Source organism: Sporobacter termitidis DSM 10068 (assembly GCF_900130065.1).
GTDB lineage: Bacteria > Bacillota > Clostridia > Oscillospirales > Oscillospiraceae > Sporobacter > Sporobacter termitidis.
The window spans coordinates 83,480-101,824 of the sequence record NZ_FQXV01000004.1; the positions used below are offsets into that span (position 1 = coordinate 83,480).

The window sequence follows — 18,345 nt, forward strand, 5'->3', positions numbered from 1 at the left end:
TTTACCCCTTCCTTGTCGAATCATCGCTGCTTCGACGCAGTCTTTTTTTGATGATGCCGGCGGCCGTCCGGGCCTCGTCGAGGCCGGCGAGGGACGTGGCGGCGAAATAGACGATAAAGCCGGCGGCGGCCGGTACGGCGGCGGTGACGGCCTCCCAGAGCTTGCCGGGGTGCAGGCCGTCCAGCGCCCGCATCAGTACCCAGACGACGGCCGCCATGACGAGGGTGGCAACCACCATTTTCAGAAAGTCCAGAGAAAATTTCCTGTCCAGAAAGCCCTCCTTCCGCACCTCAAGCGGGATCATCAGGACAATCGCGTTGACGGTGCCCGCGGCAGCGGACGCGATGGCCAGGCCCTTGACGCCCAGCGTGTCTGTCAGGAGGATACATAAAACGATATTGACCGCGATGGAGGCCAGGCCCGCCACGAGCGGCACGCGGCCGTTCTGCCGCGCGAAGTATGCCCGGCACAGGACGGCCTGCAGCGCGTAACCGATCATGCCGAGGCTGGCGAAGGTGAGCGCCTGCGACGTGATGGAGACGGAAAAAGCGTCAAACTGCCCGCCGCCGTAGATGAGGCTGATGATGGGGCGGGCCAGCACCATGAGCCCTGCCGTCATCGGAACGACGAAATACATCGAGGCGTGCACCGTGGTGCTGATCGTGTCCCTGAACTGCGCCGCTTTGTTTTCCGCCGTCAGGCGGGACAGCCGCGGGAAGATGACGTTTGTCACCGACAGGATGAAGACGCCGATGATGATGAGGTACAGGTTATTCGACAAATTAATGGCCGTTACGCCTGTTCCGTTATATAAATGGGAACCAAATCTGGTATTAATCGTCAGATTAATGGGCTGTACCCAGGTGCTGACCATGACGGGGATCATCAGGGCGAAAACTTTTTTCATACCCTCGGAGTTCATACGGAGCGACGGTTTGTAATGAAAACCCTTCCGAATAAGGGAAGGTACCTGCATCGCGGCCTGTACGAACCAGCCGATGAGAAAGGCGCACGCCAGGCCGTAGATGCCGTACTTCGGATTAAAGGTATAGTAGTAAAGTATGACGACGAGGTTGGCAATCACGCTGATCAGCGCCGGGATATTGAACTCGTCAAACGACTGGAGAATGCCGACGAAGCAGTAGGCGATGCCGGTAAACAGCACGGTCGGGAACATGACGCGCGTCAGCGAGACGCAGAGCGCCGCCGTCTGCGCGTCGTAGCCGGGGGCGAAAAGACTGACGAGGGGGCCGGTGAAGACGATGCCCAGCACCGTCAGAAGAAGGGAGAGAAAACTGATGACCGTTATAAAGTTCCCCGAGAAGTCCAGCGCCTCGCGCCGTCCTTTTTTGGCAACGTACTCGCTGAATACGGGGATGAAGCTGGCGGCGACAGCCGAGGCGAAAACGGCGTCGAAGAAGACGCGCGGAATCTGGCTGGCCGTAAGAAAGGCGTTTGTCTCCATCCCGCTCCCGTAATGGACGGTCATGAGCCTGTCACGTAAAAGCCCCAGGATCTTGCCGACGAGCGTGAGGACCATGACGAGAGAAATTGTTTTGACGGGATTCTTATTTTTTTCTGCCATATCCAGCCAGCTTTCGCATTATAAAAAGGTAAATTCATCCACCAGATATCGGAATAGCTGTTGTATTTTACCCCAACCATCATGATATTTCAACATTATTTCGGCTCCTGGTATGAAAACTGTGTTAAACATCAGAGCTTCGGTTGAAAAGTATGTCGAATTTTTGTATAATAATAATAATTTTGACATTTTAGCCAAAGCAGATCGAGGTACATCATGAAAAAAATCATCGCAATCATCACTGTTTTCCTGCTTCTTTTCACCCTGATTCCACCGGCCCTGGCCGCCGGGGCCGGGACGGCTGTTTACGCCAACACCAGTCAAATTGCCAACAACCTGGCATATACGAACACCGTATCGTACATAAACAGCACACAGCGCCAGCAGAGCTACGCGCTCAGCCTGACCGGACAAGGCGACGCTTATCCGATTGTCATGGCCGACGACACGATTTACGGCAGCATGACGATCGAACAGCTCGTGAACTATGCCGCGTCCCAGGGCAAAAACGTGCTGGCCGCAGTCAACACGGACTTCTTTTCCATGAAAACGGGCGTGCCGATGGGGATGGTCGTCGAGAACGGCGTCTATAAATCGAGCCCCGAAGGGAGACCGGCTGTCTCGTTCAAGCCGGACGGCAGCGTTTATTTCTCCGACAGCTCCGAGGTGACAATCACCCTGACCAACAACGGCAGCGCCGCCGACCTGACCAACAGCGGCAAGGTCGTGACGCTCACGCATTTCAACAAGTACAGAATGGATACGGGCGGGATGTATCTCTTCAGCTCGGCCTTTTCCACCGTCTCGACGCGGACGTCCACGCCGGGCTGGTTCGTCAAATTCAAAATTCTTGAGGGCGCGCCGTCGGTGAACGGCACGATGACCCTGGAAGTGGCCGACCTGGTTCAGTCCAGCGCCGCTCAGACGATCGGCGACGGGTACCTGGTGCTGACGGCAGCCGACCAGTGCGGCTACAGCGAGGAATACACCAAGTTCAAAATCGGCGACCAGGTGACCCTGAACACGGCATGCACCGACCCGAATCTTGCCGACTCCGGCTGGGTCACGGGCGGCGGAGATATGCTGATCAAAAACGGCGCCATCACGGATTCGGCCCAGTGGGACAAGAGCATCGCCGCCAAGAACCCCAGGACGGCTTTCGGCGTCAAGGCGGACGGCACGGTGATCAGCTACGTCATCGACGGGCGCGAGTCGGACAACTCCTCCGGACTTACGCTTCAGGGCCTTGCCGAGGAAATGCTGCAGCGCGGCTGCGTCCAGGCCGTTAATTTTGACGGCGGCGGCTCCTCGGCCATCAGCATCCGGCTGCCGGGCACGGCGGCTCCCGTCGTCGTCAACCACCCGTCGGACGGCTCCAGCAGAAAATGTGCGGAATATCTTCTTTTTGTCACGGACAAGACGTCCGACGGCCTCGTTACACACCTTAATGTGAATAATGACGGGCCCGTCGTTCTGGCCGGGTCGTCGGTCAATCTGACCTACGGCGCGTCCGACGGCGGTTATACGCCGGCCGCGGTGCCCGCCGACGTCCAGGTCGTCTCGGGCGGGCTCGGCACGGTCACGGGGGCGACCTACACCGCCGGCCCCACCCACGGCGTCGACACGCTGACGCTCACCTCTCCGTCGACGGGCGCGACAGGCGTTGGCACGGTGCACATCATCAATGATCCCACAAATCTGACCGTGACGGCCGGCGGCAGCGCCGTGACGGCGCTGTCAGTCCGGGCTGGGGACACGGTACAGCTCGGCGCGTCGGCGTCCTACTATGGATTCCCCGTCGTGTCGGACACCTCCGCCACCGTTTACACGATTACCGGCGATATCGGCACAGTGTCGGCGGACGGGCTGCTCACGGTGGGGAACGCCGTCGGTGCCACCGGCGCCGTCAACGTGCAGATCGGCAGCAAATCCGTCTCCATTCCCGTCACGGTGACAGGCTTTGCCGACACGGTCGGGCACTGGGCGCAGGATTATATCACCGATCTGGCGAAAAAGGGCATCGTTACCGGCACGACGGCGACGACCTTTGAGCCGGACCTGAGCATCCACCGGGGCGACTTCGTCCTGATGCTGTACAGGGCAGCCGGCCAGCCGGCCGCGGGCGGCCCGTTAAGCTTCACGGACGTGGCGCCGACGGATTATTACGCCAATGCCATCGCCTGGGCGGAGACCAGCCAGATCGCCCAGGGCGATGGGTCGGGCCTCTTTAAGCCGCAGGACACGCTGACCCGCGAACAGGCCTTCGCGCTCATCTATCGCGCGCTCCCCACGCTGAAAATCCCGTATCAGGACGGGACGGCCGACCTCCTGGACGCGTTTCAGGATAAAGCCGCCGTATCCGCGTACGCTGTAACGCCGGCGGCGACACTCGTTTCGATGGGCGTCGTCTCGGGCGCCAACGGTTTGCTGATGCCCGCCAACGGCCTGTCCCGCGGCGAAATGGCAAAGCTTTTGGATGTCGTGCTGACCAAGGCCTAAGCCCGGCTGAAAACGGGTAGAATTATACAGGCATAGGTTCGACGGCAATTGCAGATCGCCCCTACGGCGCATTTCGTATGAACGGCGCAGGGGCGATCGGTGTTCGCCGGTCGTTCCTTACATACCCATATAAAATTTGAAGAGGAACACGATATGTTTGTTGATAAAGCGACGATCCGCGTTAAGGCCGGCGCCGGAGGAAACGGTGCCGTCTCGTTCCACAGGGAGAAATATGTCCCCGCGGGCGGGCCGGACGGCGGCGACGGGGGCCGCGGCGGCGACGTCGTCCTGAAGACGGACCCCAATATGTCCACGCTGATGGATTTCCGCTACAAAAGAAAATACGCCGCGTCGAACGGGGTCGACGGCGGCGGCAAGGTCTGCACCGGCAAGGACGGGGAGAGCCTCGTCATCAAGGTGCCCAACGGCACGCTGGTCCGCGACAAGGAGACTGGCGCGATCATCAAGGACATGACCGGCGTGGAATCCTTTGTCGTCGCCCGCGGCGGCCTGGGCGGCTGGGGAAACAGGCACTTCGCCACACCCACGCGTCAGGCGCCGCGCTTTGCCAAAAGCGGACTGCCCGGCGAGGACAGGGAAGTGACGCTGGAGCTCAAGCTCCTGGCGGACGTGGGCCTCGTCGGCTATCCGAACGTGGGCAAGTCCACGCTCCTGTCCGTCGTCTCCAAGGCACACCCGAAAATCGCCGATTACCATTTTACGACCCTGTTCCCGAACCTGGGCGTCGTTTATATCGACGAGGGCGTTTCCTTCGTCATGGCGGACATTCCGGGCATTATCGAGGGCGCGTCCGAGGGTGCGGGGCTCGGCCACGACTTTCTGCGCCATATCGACAGATGCCGTCTCCTCATTCACGTTGTGGACGCGTCCGGCAGCGAGGGGCGCGACCCCATCGAGGATTTCAAGACGATCAACTCAGAGCTTCAGCAATACAGCCCGGAGCTTGCCGCGCGGCCGCAGCTGGTGGCGGCGAATAAGACAGATATCGCCGGCGATTCGCCGCAGCTGGACGAGTTCAGAAAATTCATCAGACAGCAGGGCCTGGAGCTTTTCGAGATATCCGCCGCGACAAATTCCGGCGTCCGCGAGCTCGTCAACGCCGCCGCGGCAAAGCTGAACCATCTGCCGCCCGTCGTCGTTTACGAGCCGGAGTTCGTCGAAAAGCAGGAGCCGGTTTCCGTGGACGACCTGAAGATCGAGGTCGTCGACGATATCTGGGTGATCGAGGGGAAGTGGATGGAGCGCCTGGTGCGCAACATCAATTTCTCGGACAACGAATCCATGAGCTTTTTTGACCGTTCGCTCCGCAACGCGGGCGTTTACGACCGGCTGGAGACCATGGGAATCAAAGAGGGCGATACTGTCAGTATCTATAATCTGGAATTCGACTATACAAAATAGCCCGCCCACCCGCCCAAGAAAGGTATAGGGGCTCCGCCCCTATGACCCTATTTAGAACGGCGGGGCTTCGCCCCGGACCCCCATTGGGGCTTCGCCCCGGGCTCCTGCGGGGCTTTGCCCTGGACCCCATCGGGGCTTTGCCCTGGACCCTATCGGGGCTTTGCCCCGACCTCCATCGGGGCTTTGCCGCGGGTTCCATGCAGGGCCTCGTCCCAGTCTCATGCGAGGCTTTGCCCTGTCACCTGTCATTCCCGCGAAGGCGGGAATCCACACCCCGTAAGGCTCCTTTTTGAAAGGAGCTGTCGCCGCAGGCGGCTGAGGATTGCCGCCTGTCCCGCGCCCGGCGATCCTCAGGGCGGGGGAGCTTGCTCCCGCCGCGCTTGCGGTGCGACGCGGCACAGGACAGCGCCTAAGACCCTCACCACGCGTGAACAACCTCCGGCGCGGCGAAAATTTCGTCAAGCTTTTTTATAAATGGTATGACGGCACTGAAATCGGCGGCGCGATGGTCGAAGGCCAGGCACATCGGCAGGATTTTTCGGATGCCGATGTCTTTACTTCCGTCCTCCTGTACAAAGACGCCGGGCTTTTCCTGGACGGAGCCGAGGCCGATGGCGAACACCTGGGGCGGAATGATTTCCAGCAGGGCAAAAAAGCCCCGCTGAGCCCTATATAACGAGCCGATGTTTGATACCGTCACCGTGCCGAGCATGATATCCTTTTCGGTCAGCCGGTCTTTTTCCGGGATTTTATAATACGCTTCTTTTTCGGCGCCCTGGAGCCCCTTGACTCTGTATCTGGTGATCTGAGAAGCGATAATGCGCCTGAAAATGCTCAGGTTGAATTTCTTGAGCTCGCTGACCGTATCGGCAAAAACCGCCCTGTACAGCATTTCGTCGATATTGGTTTTTCCGATTCTCTCCGATAAATCGTGCATATAGGCCGAGATATCGTTGAGGGACATCGCGGCGGCGTTTGGAATTGCCGGCGTGATCATTTTGCCGTCGGGCAGGAGCCAGGGGACGGACACGTTCATTTCATCTAAAATATGCGTGGTGCCCTCTGATTTTTTGTGATTGTATTCGATGTGGGCGTTGAGCTCCGGGGCGGTCCGCAGCCCTTCCGTGATCACCTTGAGCATGACGGTGTTGAAGGTTATTTTGTGGCCTTCCGCGCTTCTGTTTTCCGCCAGCTTGAGATACTCGCGGTAAAAATCGGTGATGTCAGGCTCGTATATATAGGACACGTGCGGGATGGCCTGCCAGGAAGCCGACGTCATATGCGACACGACGCGCCGCTGCAGGTCAAAGCGCAGCGATTCCCTGATTTTGATATCTTTATTTTTCACGAACGTCTCCTCATTTCTCCCAGCGGATGTTGAGTATTATGTGAATAATTTCGGTATTATACCATTTGATATTTAATCATTTATTCATTGCAAATTCAGGCATCTGTGATAAAATACCTCGTTAGAACACACGCAAAACAACAGATTGGAGTTTTGATGATGATATCGGAGAAAATGATGAAGCTCGCCCAGAACAACAGCGCCATTCGGGCGATGTTTGAAGAGGGGAACAGGCTGGCGGCGCAGTACGGCCGCGAAAACGTCTATGATTTCAGCCTGGGCAACCCGAACTTTCCGGCGCCCGCCGCCGTCAAAAAGGCGATCGTCGATGTCCTCGACAGGGAGGACGCCGTCTTTGTCCACGGCTACATGTCCAACGCCGGCTACGAGTCGGTGCGCGGCGCGATTGCCGACAGCCTGAACAAAAGGTTCGGCACGGCCTTCGGCGACGGGAATATCATCATGTCCGTCGGCGCGGCCGGCGGCCTGAACGTGGTGCTGAGGACGCTGTTGAACCCGGGGGACGAGGTCGTCACATTCTCGCCGTATTTTGTGGAGTACGGCAACTATGTCCGAAATTACGACGGCGTCCTCGTGGCCGTTCCGGCGAACACCGCGGACTTTCAGCCCGACCCGTCGATGCTCTCCGGTATGATTACCCCGAAGACGAAAGCGCTTATCATCAATTCGCCCAACAATCCGACCGGCGTCGTCTACTCGGCGGAATCGATCCGCAAAATTGCCGCCGTCCTCGAGGCCAAGCAGAAGGAATACGGCACGTCCATTTTCATCATTGCCGACGAGCCGTACCGGGAGCTGGCCTACGACGGTGTCGAGGTCCCGTATCTCACGAAATTCTATAAAAACACCATCGTCTGCTATTCCTGGTCAAAGTCGCTCTCCCTGCCGGGCGAGCGCATCGGCTACATTGTCATCCCCGGCGAGGCGGACGAATACCAGCTTGTCTTCGACGCGGCCTGTATCGCCACGCGCGTTTTGGGCTTCGTCAACGCGCCGTCCCTCCAGCAGCTGGCCGTAGCGCGGTGTCTGGAGGAGACCACAGACGTCGGCGCATACGATACGAACAGAAAGCTTCTCTACAAGGGGCTCACCGACTGCGGCTTTACCTGTGCCTTTCCACAGGGGGCATTTTACATGTGGATGAAGACGCCGGCGGACGACAGGGAGTTCGCAGGCGCCGCCAAGAAATACAATATCCTTGTGGTGCCCGGCACGTCCTTCGGCTGCCCCGGCTATGTGCGCATCGCCTACTGCGTGGCGAAGGCGACCATCGAGCGGTCGCTGCCGGCGTTTAAAAAGCTGGCGCAGGAATATGGACTTTAAAGCCCGCCCACCCGCCCGATAAAGGTATAGGGGCTCCGCCCCTATGACCCTGGCTTGGGGCTTCGCCCCGGACCCCTCGGGGCTTTGCCCCGGACTCGTTGAGGCTGCGCGCCATGTTGTATTGTCATTCCCGCGAAGGCGGGAATCTACGCCCCGTAATCTCAAGGCTCCCTCCTTGAGGGAGCTGTCGGCGAAGCCGGCTGAAGGAGTAAACTTTGCCCCGCGCCGCACGGCCTCACCGGCGGGGCTTCGCCCCGGACCCCGCATTGCGGCGAGGATGGGCCACGGTCCGCCGGGCGACTATATTATCGATAAGGATCTGACGTAAATGGATGAAAAAAAGATCATTCTCTCTGGTATCAAACCCAGCGGGGCGCTGACGCTCGGCTCGTATATCGGCGCGATCAAAAACTGGGTGGAGCTCTCGGAGACATACGATTGCTATTATATGATGGCCGATCTCCACGCCGTCACCGTGCGCCAGGAGCCGGCGGCGCTGCGGCGGAGGACGCTGGAGCAGATCGCGCAGTACATCGCCTGCGGGCTGGACCCGGAGAAGAACGTCATCTTCATCCAGAGCCAGGTGCCGGCCCACGCGGAGCTTGCGTGGGTGCTGAACTGCTACACGATGTTCGGCGAGCTGTCGCGCATGACCCAGTTCAAGGACAAATCCGCCAAGAATGCCGATAACATCAACGCCGGCCTTTTCACATACCCGGTGCTGATGGCGGCCGATATTCTCGTTTATCAGGCGGACCTGGTGCCGGTGGGAGAGGATCAGAAGCAGCACGTGGAGCTGACGCGCGACATCGCGGGCAGATTCAATGGCATCTACGGCGACGTTTTCAAGCTGCCGGAGCCCTTTATCCCGAAGGTCGGCGCCCGGATCATGAGCCTCCAGGAGCCGGCAAACAAGATGTCCAAATCGGAGACGGACAACGGCGGCTGTATCTGCCTGTTGGATAAGCCGGAGGATGTTATGCGCGCCTTCAAGCGCGCCGTCACCGACAGCGAGACGGAGATACGCTACGACGTCAAAGCGAAGCCCGGCGTGTCGAACCTCCTGCAGATTTACGCCGTGGCGACGGGTAAGACCATCCCGGACGCCGAGGCGGAGTTTTCCGGCAAAGGCTACGGCGTTTTCAAGCAGGCCGTCGGCGAGGCCGTGGTGGAGCTTTTGCGCCCCGTCCGCGAGGAGGCGGAGCACCTGCTGGCCGATAAGGCCTATCTTGAAAAGGTCTATACCGAGGGCGCAGAGAAGGCCGCTCGCACGGCGAGTAAAACGCTGAGAAAAGTTTATAAAAAGGTCGGCTTCGTGCAGAAGTCCGGTCTTTAAGTCCATCGGCCGCCGCGTGCCGTAACAGCGGAAACCGCGCCGCGCTTTACCCGCCGCCCGGCCTCGGGCGGACTCCTGCGGCGTGGGATATGGAGCAGATATGCAGAAAGATTTATTTATCCAGGTTGGGCTGGCCGTCGTCGCGGCCTTTATCATCAGCTTCGCGGCGACGCCGATCGTCAAGTCTTTCGCGCATCGTGTCGGTGCCATCGACGTGCCGAAGGACGGCCGGAGGATGCACAATCACCCGATTCCGCGCCTTGGCGGTCTCGCCATCTTCCTGGGCTTTTTGCTCAGCGTCGTCCTGTTTGCCGATATCAGCAGGGAGGTGCAGGGTATCCTGCTGGGCTCCGTCGTCGTCGTCATTGTCGGCGTCATCGACGATATCGTCCCGCTGCCCGCCCTCGTCAAATTCGTCATCCAGATCGGGGCCGCGCTGATCGCCGTCTATCACGGCGTCGTCGTCGACATCATCACAAACCCAAATATCTGGAGTCCGGTTGATTTCGTCAATTTCGGCTATTTCTCGGTTCCGATCACCGTTTTGTGGATCGTCGCCATTACCAACTCCGTCAACCTTATCGATGGGCTGGACGGCCTTGCCGCCGGCGTCTCGGCGATTTCCTCCTTCACGATGATGATCATCTCCATCGTTGTGGCGGACCTGAACGTGGCCATCATCATGGCGGCGCTGGCCGGCGCGTGCATCGGCTTTCTGCCCTACAACAAAAATCCGGCGAAGATTTTTATGGGCGACACGGGCGCGCTGCTGCTGGGCTACGTTTTGGCGACGGTATCCATCATCGGCCTTTTCAAGCTGTACGCCATTATCTCTTTTGCCGTACCGTTTCTCGTCGTGGGGCTGCCGCTGTTTGACACGGCGTTTGCGTTTATGCGCCGCATCCTGAGCGGCCGCAATCCGATGTCGCCCGACAGGGGGCATTTCCACCACCGGCTCATCGATATGGGTTTCAGCCAGAAGCAGGCCGTGGCCATCGCCTATGCCATCAGCGGTATTCTGGGCCTCTCCGCCGTCGTCATCACCACAAATGGCGAGATCAGGGCGATCATCCTGCTGGTGGCGATTTTTGTCGCCGGCGTTATCGGCGTGTTTGTCGTCAAGGGCATCCGGAACGAGACTGAGAATCAAAAGCCCGCCGAGGCCGAAGCTGCTTTGCCCGTTGAAGCGGCTCAGCCCGCGGAAGAGGCGGCACACGGGGAAACGGCCCCGCCTGAAGGGGCGGAAGAAAGCGCCGAGGCGGAGAAACCGGAGGACGGAGATGAGCTCTAAACGGGTGCGCATCATCCTTTTGACAGGGATCGCGCTCATCGTCCTCATCATCGGCATCAGCCTGATTTTAACATACGCATCCCGGCAGACGATAAATACCGATCTGCCGCAGACGGCGACCGCCGAGCCGTCCGGCGCCGGGGCGACCGCCAGCGGTTCTCCGGCGGCAACCGGGCTCAGCAGCGTCTCGGTCACCGAGGATAACGTCCAGGCCGTCATCGCGACGATGGCGCGGCGAGGCAGCTATACGCGGAGCGTCAAAGTCGAGAATTTCAACGCGGAAGGGAAAGCCGTCAGCAATATCGACGTGGCCGTGCTGGATGGCGCGACGGCGATGAAAATAAACGGCTCGGGTTCCGCAAAATATATCGTGCTCGCCGGAGGCAGGCTTTACGTCTGGTATGACGGCGACAAGGAATATTATTCCGGCCCGGCGGACGCTCTGGGACAGGCGCAGAGCGTCGCGGACCAGTTCCAGATGATCGCGACCTATGAGGATATCCTCAAGCTCGATAAGAGCAGCATTCAGGACGCAAGCTTTACGACGTACGGCGGGGAAAACTGCATTTACGTCGAATACGTGACGGAGCTGCCCGGATATGCGACGATCTGGAAGTGCTATATCTCCGTCCAGACAGGCCTTCTCGCGGACGCGGAGCAGTACGAAGGCGAGACGCTCGTTTACCGGATGACGACCTCCGCTTACGACCCCGCCGAACCGGATGCCTCGGCCTTCAACCTGCCGGACGGAAAGAACGCCTTCAGCGCTCCTTGAAGAGACTGAAGGCGATAACGGCCAGTATAATGATGAATTCTTCGTCTCCGCTCTCCAGGAATAAGAAGAAGAGCAGAAGAAACAGCAGGATGTCGCCGAGGTCCAGCCCGAACGGCAGATGATCAAACATACCCGTCAGGCCTTTGGCGCCGCCGCCCAGTCCGCCTAAAAGACCGCCCAAACCGCCGCCCTTGCCGCCCAAAAGATTGCCCAAACCGCCGCCCTTGCCTCCCAGAAGATTGCCTAGTCCGAGCCCTCCGAGCAAAGACTTGCTTTTACCGGCAGACGGCGGCGGCGGTGCGGACGGGATCGGCGGCTCAAATTCCTGAAGCGGCGGCTGATGTACCGGAGGCGGCGCGGGCGCCGGCCTGTGGGCCTGATGCGTGCCGCCTCCTTGATGATCCTCAACGCGTACGAATTTTCCAGTGTTCCCGATATATTTATTATACACCCTTCTCACCTCCGGAAAATTCCCGGAAAGCGACTCTTGCGAGTTTTGCCAGTTTTGCGATCTCGGCGGCTCTGTCGATTTTTTCGCGCCGGTCTTCCTTGAGATACGGCTTTATGACCTTGAGAAGCTCGGATTTGTCATTCTGGGCCGAGGAGTACTCGCTGACAAGCCGAGTGACCAGCTTGAATATTTTCGGGTCGATGTCCTTAAGGCCCGACGCGATGGCGTTGAAATCCGGCGCCGGGGCGGCTGCCGCTGCGGCTTCTCCCTGGGGCTGCTGTGCACCGAGAGAGCCGGAAAGCGAGCGGGCAATGCCCATGATTTTTTCCATGTCCGCTGGAGATGACAGAATCTTGTTCAGTTTATCTTCAAGCTCGCTCATACTGCACCTCCGTTACAGTGTATTCCTGCTTTTTATTTCATCATGTTGAGGAGCTGTTCGGCCAGGCGCGAGCCTTCTTCGGTTTTCAGGATATTTGAGAGTGTGTTCTTCAAAACGTTCGTATCGCCGTTTTCGATGGCGGCGATGACACTGGCCTCTTTTCCGCTCAGCATGTTCTTGACTTTCTGACCGTCCGTTGAATCAATGAGCTTGTTCAGCTCATTCTGCTTCCCGGACAGCTTCGCGCCGGCAGGCGTATTCATAAAATCATTTGCCGCTTTGTTAAAATCTATTGCCATCTCAGATGACCACCCTTTCTTTCATTGAAAACAGGCCCGCTGAGCGCAGGCCGACATTTGGCGTCCTAAATCAGTATATTCAGCGCCATAGTGGTGGTGACTCTTACCAATGACTTCACGGAGATGCTTATGAAAATTCTCGCCGCTTCCGATTCGCACGGCAACACCCAGGCGCTCCTCGACGCCGTTTTCGATGTTTCGCCGCAGCTCGTCCTTCATCTGGGAGATTATGAGAGGGACTGCGACAAGCTCCGCGAGGCGTTTCCGCTCCTGACGGTGCGTGCCGTGCGGGGGAACGGGGACTTCCGGTCCCGGGAGCCGGAATACGACGAATTCGTCGTGGAAGACAAGAGGATATTCATGACGCACGGCCACCTGCACGGCGTCAAGACGGGTCTTGGCGCCGTTTTGAACGCGGGACTGCTCCGGCGCGCGGACATCTTGCTCTACGGGCACACCCACAGGGCCCACCGGGAGGAATTTGAGGGGATGCTCGTTATAAACCCCGGCAGCATCGGCCTGGGGGCAAAAACATACGCCGTGCTCGATATCGAACACGGCGCGGTCAAATGTGAAATTATCAGCCTGGCGCGCTGAACGGGCTTCTCAGAGCTCAAAGTCATCCTCGCTCAGCTCTTCGGAAATCTTTTGCCTGTCTAAAAACTGCGGACGCTCCGGCTCGCGCTTCAAAGGGTCGTAAGAAAATTTTCTGCAGGAGGAGCCGAGCGACGAAATGCCGCGCTTGGTGCAGGCAACCTCGCCGTCGCCGATGGGATTGCCGAACCGGCAATACGCGCAGGACGGCGGAATATGACGGGCAAACAGCATACGCACCTCCGGTGAATATCTTAACAAGCGTATTATACAGCGATTTACATTGACTTTCAATAAATATGATTGCATTATTATAGCATAAACAAAAAGACGGAGGCACCTATGTACGAGGAATTATACGCGCCCCTGCCCGATAAAAAGCAATATCTGGAGCGACTCGGCGTCACCGGAGACCTGACGCCGGATGTTGAGACGCTGAACAGGCTCATTCTGGCCCAGCTGCGTCACGTCCCGTTTGAAAATCTCGACGTCTACGATGCCGAAACCGATATCCTACTGGATATCGCCCCGCTGTTCGACAAGCTCGTCGTCCGCCGGCGCGGCGGTTACTGCTTTGAGCTCAACGCGCTTTTCATGAGCGTTTTGAAGGAAATCGGCTTTGACTGCCATCCCGTCATGGTGCGGGTCGTCTGGATGTCGACGGGCTATATGCCGATCACCCACCGTGCCGGCATCGTCACCATCGGCGGCACCCGTTATTTCTGCGACGTGGGCTTTGGCGGCCCGGCCCCGTGCAGCGCGCTGAAGCTGGATGAGACCGGCCCGCAGCAGTCCGGCATGAACAGCTTTATATTCGAGAAGGCGGCCGACGGCGACTTTGTGATTTACAGGCTTACGGAGACCGGCAGGGAACAGCTTTTAAAGTTTGACGACCGGCCCTGTGAGAACGTGGACTTCCTCGGGCCGAACGAGTACCTGTCCAAAAATAACAACTCCGGCTTCAAAAAAACGCGCATGGTCAATATCTCCCGGGAGGACGGCAGCGCCGCGCTCACCGGCAACGTCCTGCGGATACATAAAGGCGGCGAGGTCGAGGAGACGGTGCTGGACACGGAGGAAAAGCTGAGAGAGGCGCTCCGCGCACAGTTCGGCATCGACGTGGGCTTCCCTTTGAAAATATAACGCGACGCCAGAGCGGCCCGGATAAATCCGGGCCGTTTTTTCAAAATGTTAACATTTTAAGGTTGATTAAAAAATCGCGCCAAAGTAAAATCAAGGTAAAGACGGCCGCCGGTCAATATACAGGGGGTATCGGATATGTACAAATACGTCAGATCGTCGCTGTACGACAACAGGGAGTTCTTTGACCTGTATATCGGTTCTCTCTCGTCGCGCTATGACGATTTTCTGGAAAATCACATATTGGATTCCGAGATATTCAGCATCACCGCCGACGAAAGGCGCATCGGTTACTTTGGGGTATATAAAGACAAAACGCTTACGCAGTTTGTGCTGTCGCCGTCGGACCTCCGGCACGCCCAGCCGGTCTTCCGGGAGGTCCTGGAAACGTACCGCATCGAAAACGCCCTTGTCCCGACGTGCGACGAGCTTTTTTTGTCGCTCTGCCTGGACCGCCACAAAAAGGTGAGCCTTCAGGCGTATCTGTTTGAGGACGGCAGAAAGCGTGTCAGGCCGCCGGAATACGGCCGGGAGCTGCTGCGCCAGGCCACGCCCGGGGATATGCCGGCGATCATCGCCATCTGCGGCGATTTTCTCGACCGCTATGAGGAGCGCATCAAAAACGGCCAGCTGTACGTCATGCGGAAGGACGGCGAGTTCCTCGGTCTCGGCGTCATCGTCGATAACGTCATCATCCCCAACTGCAAGGGGACGGGCATGTTTATCAACGCCAAATACAGGGGAAAGGGCGTCGGGCGGAGCATACTCCTGCACCTGAAAGCCATCTGCAACGAAAAAGGCATCAGCCCCGTTCCCGGCTGCACCTACCAGAGCGACGACAGCAGGCGCGCCCTCGAAAGCGCCGGCTACGTCACAAAAACCCGCCTGCTGAACATTGAATTTGACCTTGCAGAGGTATAGGGCGGCGTTTCCCTGGCCGATCCACAAAGCGCCGTCATAGCGCCGCACCCGTAGGGGCGATTCACGAATCGCCCGCCGTTTCCCCCCGCAGGGTGCGCCTTGCCGCAAATCACGATCACACCGAAGGAGGATACCTATGTCTCTGCTTTTTGTCTGTTATCCGCGCTGCACCACCTGCCAAAAGGCCCGACGGTGGCTGGACGAGCACGGCGTTGCCTATGAATTCCGCGATATCAAGACGGACCGTCCGACGCTGGCCGAGCTGCGCCGGTGGCATAAAGCAAGCGGCCTGCCGGTCAAACGGTTCTGGAACACCAGCGGGCAGCAGTACAGGGCCCTGGCTGTGAAAGACAGGCTGCCGGACATGACGGAGGAGGAGCAGCTGGCGTTGCTGGCGACCGACGGCATGCTCGTCAAGCGTCCGCTCCTCGTGGGCGGGGATTTCGTGCTTGTCGGATTTAAGGAAGAGGAATGGAAAACACGTCTGTAGCCGTACAAAACGCCGCCGGTCCTGGGCGGGGCCGGCGGCGTTTTATGTATCTTTCGGCTGTTTTGAACCGGAAAAGTTGACGGACCGTTTCATTTTGTTATAATCATCTTATTGGAGCCAAAGAATTTTGGGAGCCAAAAAATAAAAAAGGATGTGAGCAAATATGCAGGAAACTGCAGCCCCCAGACAAAAGACTCCGAAGAAGATATTCAGACTGATCATTCTCGCTGTCGTCGTCGTATTCCTGGTCATTGTTGCGCTGTCAAGCTTCACAACAATAAATTCCGGTACCGTCGGCGTCGTCTCCGTCTTCGGTGCCGTCAAGAACGAGCCGCTTTACGAGGGACTCCATGTCGTCGCGCCGTTCATCACCAGCGTTTCGAAGGTGGACACCAGGACGCAGAAGGTCGAGGTGAACAGCGCCGCGGCGTCAAAGGACCTGCAGACGATCTCCACGACGATCGTCGTCAACTACCATGTCACGGAAGCGACGGCCCCACAGCTGTACGCCAGCGTCGGCCGCGGCTTTGAAAACGTGATCGTCGTCCCGGCAATTCAGGAATCGGTCAAGGCGGTGGTGGCGCAGTACAGCGCCGAGGAGCTCATCACCAAGCGCCAGCTCGTCAGCACCAGCATTTCCGAGAAGCTGTCTGAGAAGATCGACTCCTACGGCCTGGTTATCGAGATCTTCAACATCACGAATCTGGAATTTTCCGACGCGTTCAATACCGCAATCGAGGCCAAGCAGACGGCGCAGCAGGAAGCGCTGAAGGCGGAGCAGGACCTGAACAGGATCAAGATCGAGGCCGAGCAGAAGGTCGTCAACGCCCAGGCGGAGGCCAACGCCACCAAGGCCCAGGCCGACGCGCAGGCGTACGCCATCGACGTGATCCAGAACCAGCTGGCGCAGAGCAACGCCTATCTGGAATACCAGAAGATACAGAAATGGGACGGCCAGCTCCCGATGGTCCAGGGCGACAGCAGCCCGATCATCGACTTCCGCGAGAACCCGTCCGCCGCCGCAAACCCGTAACGACACAAAAAAGCCGCCGAAAGGCGGCTTTTTTGTGCGTCGGGCCTCAATCGCCGGAATGGAACTTTTCCATAGGCCGCTTCGTCCAGAAAATTATGGATGGAGGGATCATTATGAAAAAGATAATAACCATACTGCTTGGCGTTGCTGCGCTGCTTTTATCCGGCTGCGCGCCGGCGTCATCCGCGGGAACGGTTGATCTGATGGCGGACATCCGGCCCCGGCAGATCGCCGCGGAGCAGGCAGCGGCCGATACGACGGCCTTTGCCCTGAAGCTCCTGGAAACAGTCTACGACGGCGGCAATACCGTCGTATCTCCGCTGTCGGCCTACATTGCGCTGTCCATGGTCGCCAACGGCGCTGCCGGCGGTACCCAAAAGGAATTTGAGAGCGTCCTCGGCGCGCCCGCCGAGGAGCTTAACGCCGGCTGCAAGGCGTTTGTGGAAGCGCTGAACAAATCGTCGGACGGCCTGACTTTAAAAACGGCCAACGGTATCTGGTACAACACGGCCGGCGATTTCAAGGCGGACCAGGGGTTTCTTCAGACAAACGCCGATTATTACAGTGCGGCGGCTGTGGCATCCGACTTTTCAAGGCAGGAGACGGTCGACGATATCAATAATTACATCAGCGACAACACGAACGGTCTGATACAGAATATGGTCGACCAGCTGGAGCCCAACGACGTTATGGTGCTGGTGAACACCTTATATTTCAACGGCAAATGGGCGTCGCCGTTTGATCCCGTGTTCACCCAAAGCGAAGCGTTTGTGCCGGCCGACGGCAAAAATGTCCGTATTCCCACCATGTGCCAGATATATGACGAGGCCCGCTGCTTTGAGACGGAAGACGCCAGGGGCATCCTCCTGCCGTATGTCAGCGACCGCTTTGCCTACGTGGCGCTCCTGCCGTCCGGCGGCGTTGCCGATTACTTGGCGGCGCTGACGCCGGAGAGCTTCAAGGGCCTCATCGCGTCGGCGGCGGACAGGAGGGTGGAGCTGCACATCCCGAAGTACACGGCCAGCATCAGCAAGGCGCTGAATGAGCCGCTGCGGCAAATGGGGCTTCAAAGCGCTTTTGATCCGTTAAAGGCCGATTTTTCCGCCCTCGGTACGGCGAAAAACAACATTTTCATCGATAATGTCCTGCAGAATGCCGTCTTTAAGCTCGACGAGCAGGGGACGGAGGCCGCCGCGGCAACGAAGGTCGAATTGAGGAGCGGCAGCGCCCCGGCAGAAAAAGATAAGCCCGTGGTGCTCCGCCTGGATCGTCCGTTCATTTATGCACTCATGGACATGCAGACCGGCGCGCCGCTGTTCCTGGGCGTGCTGGATAACCCGGAATTATCAGACTAGAGACATTAGCAAAAACCCGCCCTCTCGGGCGGGTTTCAGACTGTCGATAAAGCCCTTCGGGCTTTATCGACAAGGGGGTG

The 18,345-nt window shown here is 58.4% G+C and carries 18 protein-coding genes; 12 read left to right on the forward strand and 6 right to left on the reverse strand.

All coding sequences use genetic code 11. The features are described from left to right. Position 1: 1 nt before the first annotated feature. Positions 2 to 1,585, reverse strand: coding sequence for a murein biosynthesis integral membrane protein MurJ (murJ, locus tag BUB60_RS07190; protein ID WP_073077206.1), 1,584 nt, complete (start codon positions 1,583 to 1,585; stop codon positions 2 to 4). Positions 1,586 to 1,801: 216 nt separating this feature from the next. Between murJ and BUB60_RS07195 the strand changes: the two genes are divergently transcribed. Together BUB60_RS07195 and obgE are read left to right on the forward strand one after the other, a co-directional pair. Further along, positions 1,802 to 4,084, forward strand: coding sequence for a phosphodiester glycosidase family protein (locus BUB60_RS07195; protein ID WP_073077208.1), 2,283 nt, complete (start codon positions 1,802 to 1,804; stop codon positions 4,082 to 4,084). Between the two features lie 153 nt (positions 4,085 to 4,237). Further along, positions 4,238 to 5,506 (forward strand): GTPase ObgE, encoded by a 1,269-nt coding sequence (obgE, locus tag BUB60_RS07200; protein WP_073077210.1) that lies wholly within the window; start codon positions 4,238 to 4,240, stop codon positions 5,504 to 5,506. A 418-nt stretch (positions 5,507 to 5,924) separates the two neighbouring features. On the opposite strand, the gene BUB60_RS07205 is transcribed toward obgE, so the two are convergent. Next, on the reverse strand, positions 5,925 to 6,854 hold the full coding sequence (locus tag BUB60_RS07205; RefSeq protein ID WP_073077212.1) for a 2-oxo acid dehydrogenase subunit E2: 930 nt from the start codon (positions 6,852 to 6,854) through the stop codon (positions 5,925 to 5,927). 159 nt (positions 6,855 to 7,013) lie between these two features. On the opposite strand from BUB60_RS07205, the gene BUB60_RS07210 reads away from it, so the two are divergent. From BUB60_RS07210 to BUB60_RS07230, 4 genes are all read left to right on the forward strand, one after another. Continuing rightward, complete coding sequence (locus tag BUB60_RS07210) at positions 7,014 to 8,198, forward strand: pyridoxal phosphate-dependent aminotransferase (protein ID WP_073077214.1); 1,185 nt, start codon at positions 7,014 to 7,016, stop codon at positions 8,196 to 8,198. Positions 8,199 to 8,526: 328 nt separating this feature from the next. Then, positions 8,527 to 9,534 carry a tryptophan--tRNA ligase gene (trpS, locus tag BUB60_RS07220; RefSeq protein ID WP_073077219.1) on the forward strand — a complete coding sequence of 336 codons (1,008 nt, stop codon included), beginning with the start codon at positions 8,527 to 8,529 and terminating at the stop codon, positions 9,532 to 9,534. A gap of 100 nt (positions 9,535 to 9,634) precedes the next feature. Beyond that, positions 9,635 to 10,825, forward strand: coding sequence for a glycosyltransferase family 4 protein (locus BUB60_RS07225; RefSeq protein ID WP_073077221.1), 1,191 nt, complete (start codon positions 9,635 to 9,637; stop codon positions 10,823 to 10,825). Continuing rightward, complete coding sequence (locus BUB60_RS07230; RefSeq protein WP_073077223.1) at positions 10,815 to 11,600, forward strand: hypothetical protein; 786 nt, start codon at positions 10,815 to 10,817, stop codon at positions 11,598 to 11,600. Before BUB60_RS07225 ends, BUB60_RS07230 begins: the two co-directional genes overlap by 11 nt. On the opposite strand, the gene BUB60_RS07235 is transcribed toward BUB60_RS07230, so the two are convergent. The 3 genes from BUB60_RS07235 to BUB60_RS07245 are packed head-to-tail and all read right to left on the reverse strand — an operon-like array spanning position 11,587 to position 12,732. Then, a complete protein-coding gene (locus BUB60_RS07235) occupies positions 11,587 to 12,051 on the reverse strand; it encodes a hypothetical protein (RefSeq protein ID WP_073077225.1) in 465 nt (154 codons plus the stop codon). The two genes, BUB60_RS07230 and BUB60_RS07235, sit on opposite strands and share 14 nt — an antisense overlap. Continuing rightward, on the reverse strand, positions 12,044 to 12,433 hold the full coding sequence (locus BUB60_RS07240) for a hypothetical protein (protein ID WP_073077227.1): 390 nt from the start codon (positions 12,431 to 12,433) through the stop codon (positions 12,044 to 12,046). Before BUB60_RS07240 ends, BUB60_RS07235 begins: the two co-directional genes overlap by 8 nt. Positions 12,434 to 12,465: 32 nt before the next feature. After that, the gene (locus tag BUB60_RS07245; RefSeq protein WP_073077229.1) at positions 12,466 to 12,732 is read right to left on the reverse strand and encodes a hypothetical protein; all 267 of its coding nucleotides are present in this window, start codon (positions 12,730 to 12,732) and stop codon (positions 12,466 to 12,468) included. Positions 12,733 to 12,861: 129 nt separating this feature from the next. On the opposite strand from BUB60_RS07245, the gene BUB60_RS07250 reads away from it, so the two are divergent. Then, positions 12,862 to 13,329 carry a YfcE family phosphodiesterase gene (locus BUB60_RS07250; protein ID WP_073077231.1) on the forward strand — a complete coding sequence of 156 codons (468 nt, stop codon included), beginning with the start codon at positions 12,862 to 12,864 and terminating at the stop codon, positions 13,327 to 13,329. Between the two features lie 9 nt (positions 13,330 to 13,338). Here the strand turns inward: BUB60_RS07250 and BUB60_RS07255 are convergent, their stop codons facing one another. Continuing rightward, positions 13,339 to 13,560: a hypothetical protein gene (locus BUB60_RS07255; RefSeq protein WP_073077233.1), complete on the reverse strand. Its 222-nt coding sequence runs from the start codon at positions 13,558 to 13,560 to the stop codon at positions 13,339 to 13,341. Between the two features lie 108 nt (positions 13,561 to 13,668). Between BUB60_RS07255 and BUB60_RS07260 the strand changes: the two genes are divergently transcribed. The 5 genes from BUB60_RS07260 to BUB60_RS07280 all read left to right on the forward strand — a co-directional run bounded on the left by BUB60_RS07260 (position 13,669) and on the right by BUB60_RS07280 (position 18,265). Next, positions 13,669 to 14,469, forward strand: coding sequence for an arylamine N-acetyltransferase family protein (locus tag BUB60_RS07260; protein WP_073077235.1), 801 nt, complete (start codon positions 13,669 to 13,671; stop codon positions 14,467 to 14,469). A gap of 135 nt (positions 14,470 to 14,604) precedes the next feature. Continuing rightward, complete coding sequence (locus tag BUB60_RS07265; protein WP_073077237.1) at positions 14,605 to 15,387, forward strand: GNAT family N-acetyltransferase; 783 nt, start codon at positions 14,605 to 14,607, stop codon at positions 15,385 to 15,387. 142 nt (positions 15,388 to 15,529) lie between these two features. Further along, positions 15,530 to 15,877, forward strand: coding sequence for an arsenate reductase family protein (locus tag BUB60_RS07270; protein WP_073077621.1), 348 nt, complete (start codon positions 15,530 to 15,532; stop codon positions 15,875 to 15,877). 163 nt (positions 15,878 to 16,040) lie between these two features. Continuing rightward, entirely contained in the window at positions 16,041 to 16,910 is an 870-nt protein-coding gene (locus BUB60_RS07275; protein ID WP_073077239.1) for a prohibitin family protein, read from the forward strand. 113 nt (positions 16,911 to 17,023) lie between these two features. After that, complete coding sequence (locus BUB60_RS07280) at positions 17,024 to 18,265, forward strand: serpin family protein (protein WP_073077241.1); 1,242 nt, start codon at positions 17,024 to 17,026, stop codon at positions 18,263 to 18,265. The last annotated feature ends 80 nt before the right edge of the window (positions 18,266 to 18,345 follow it).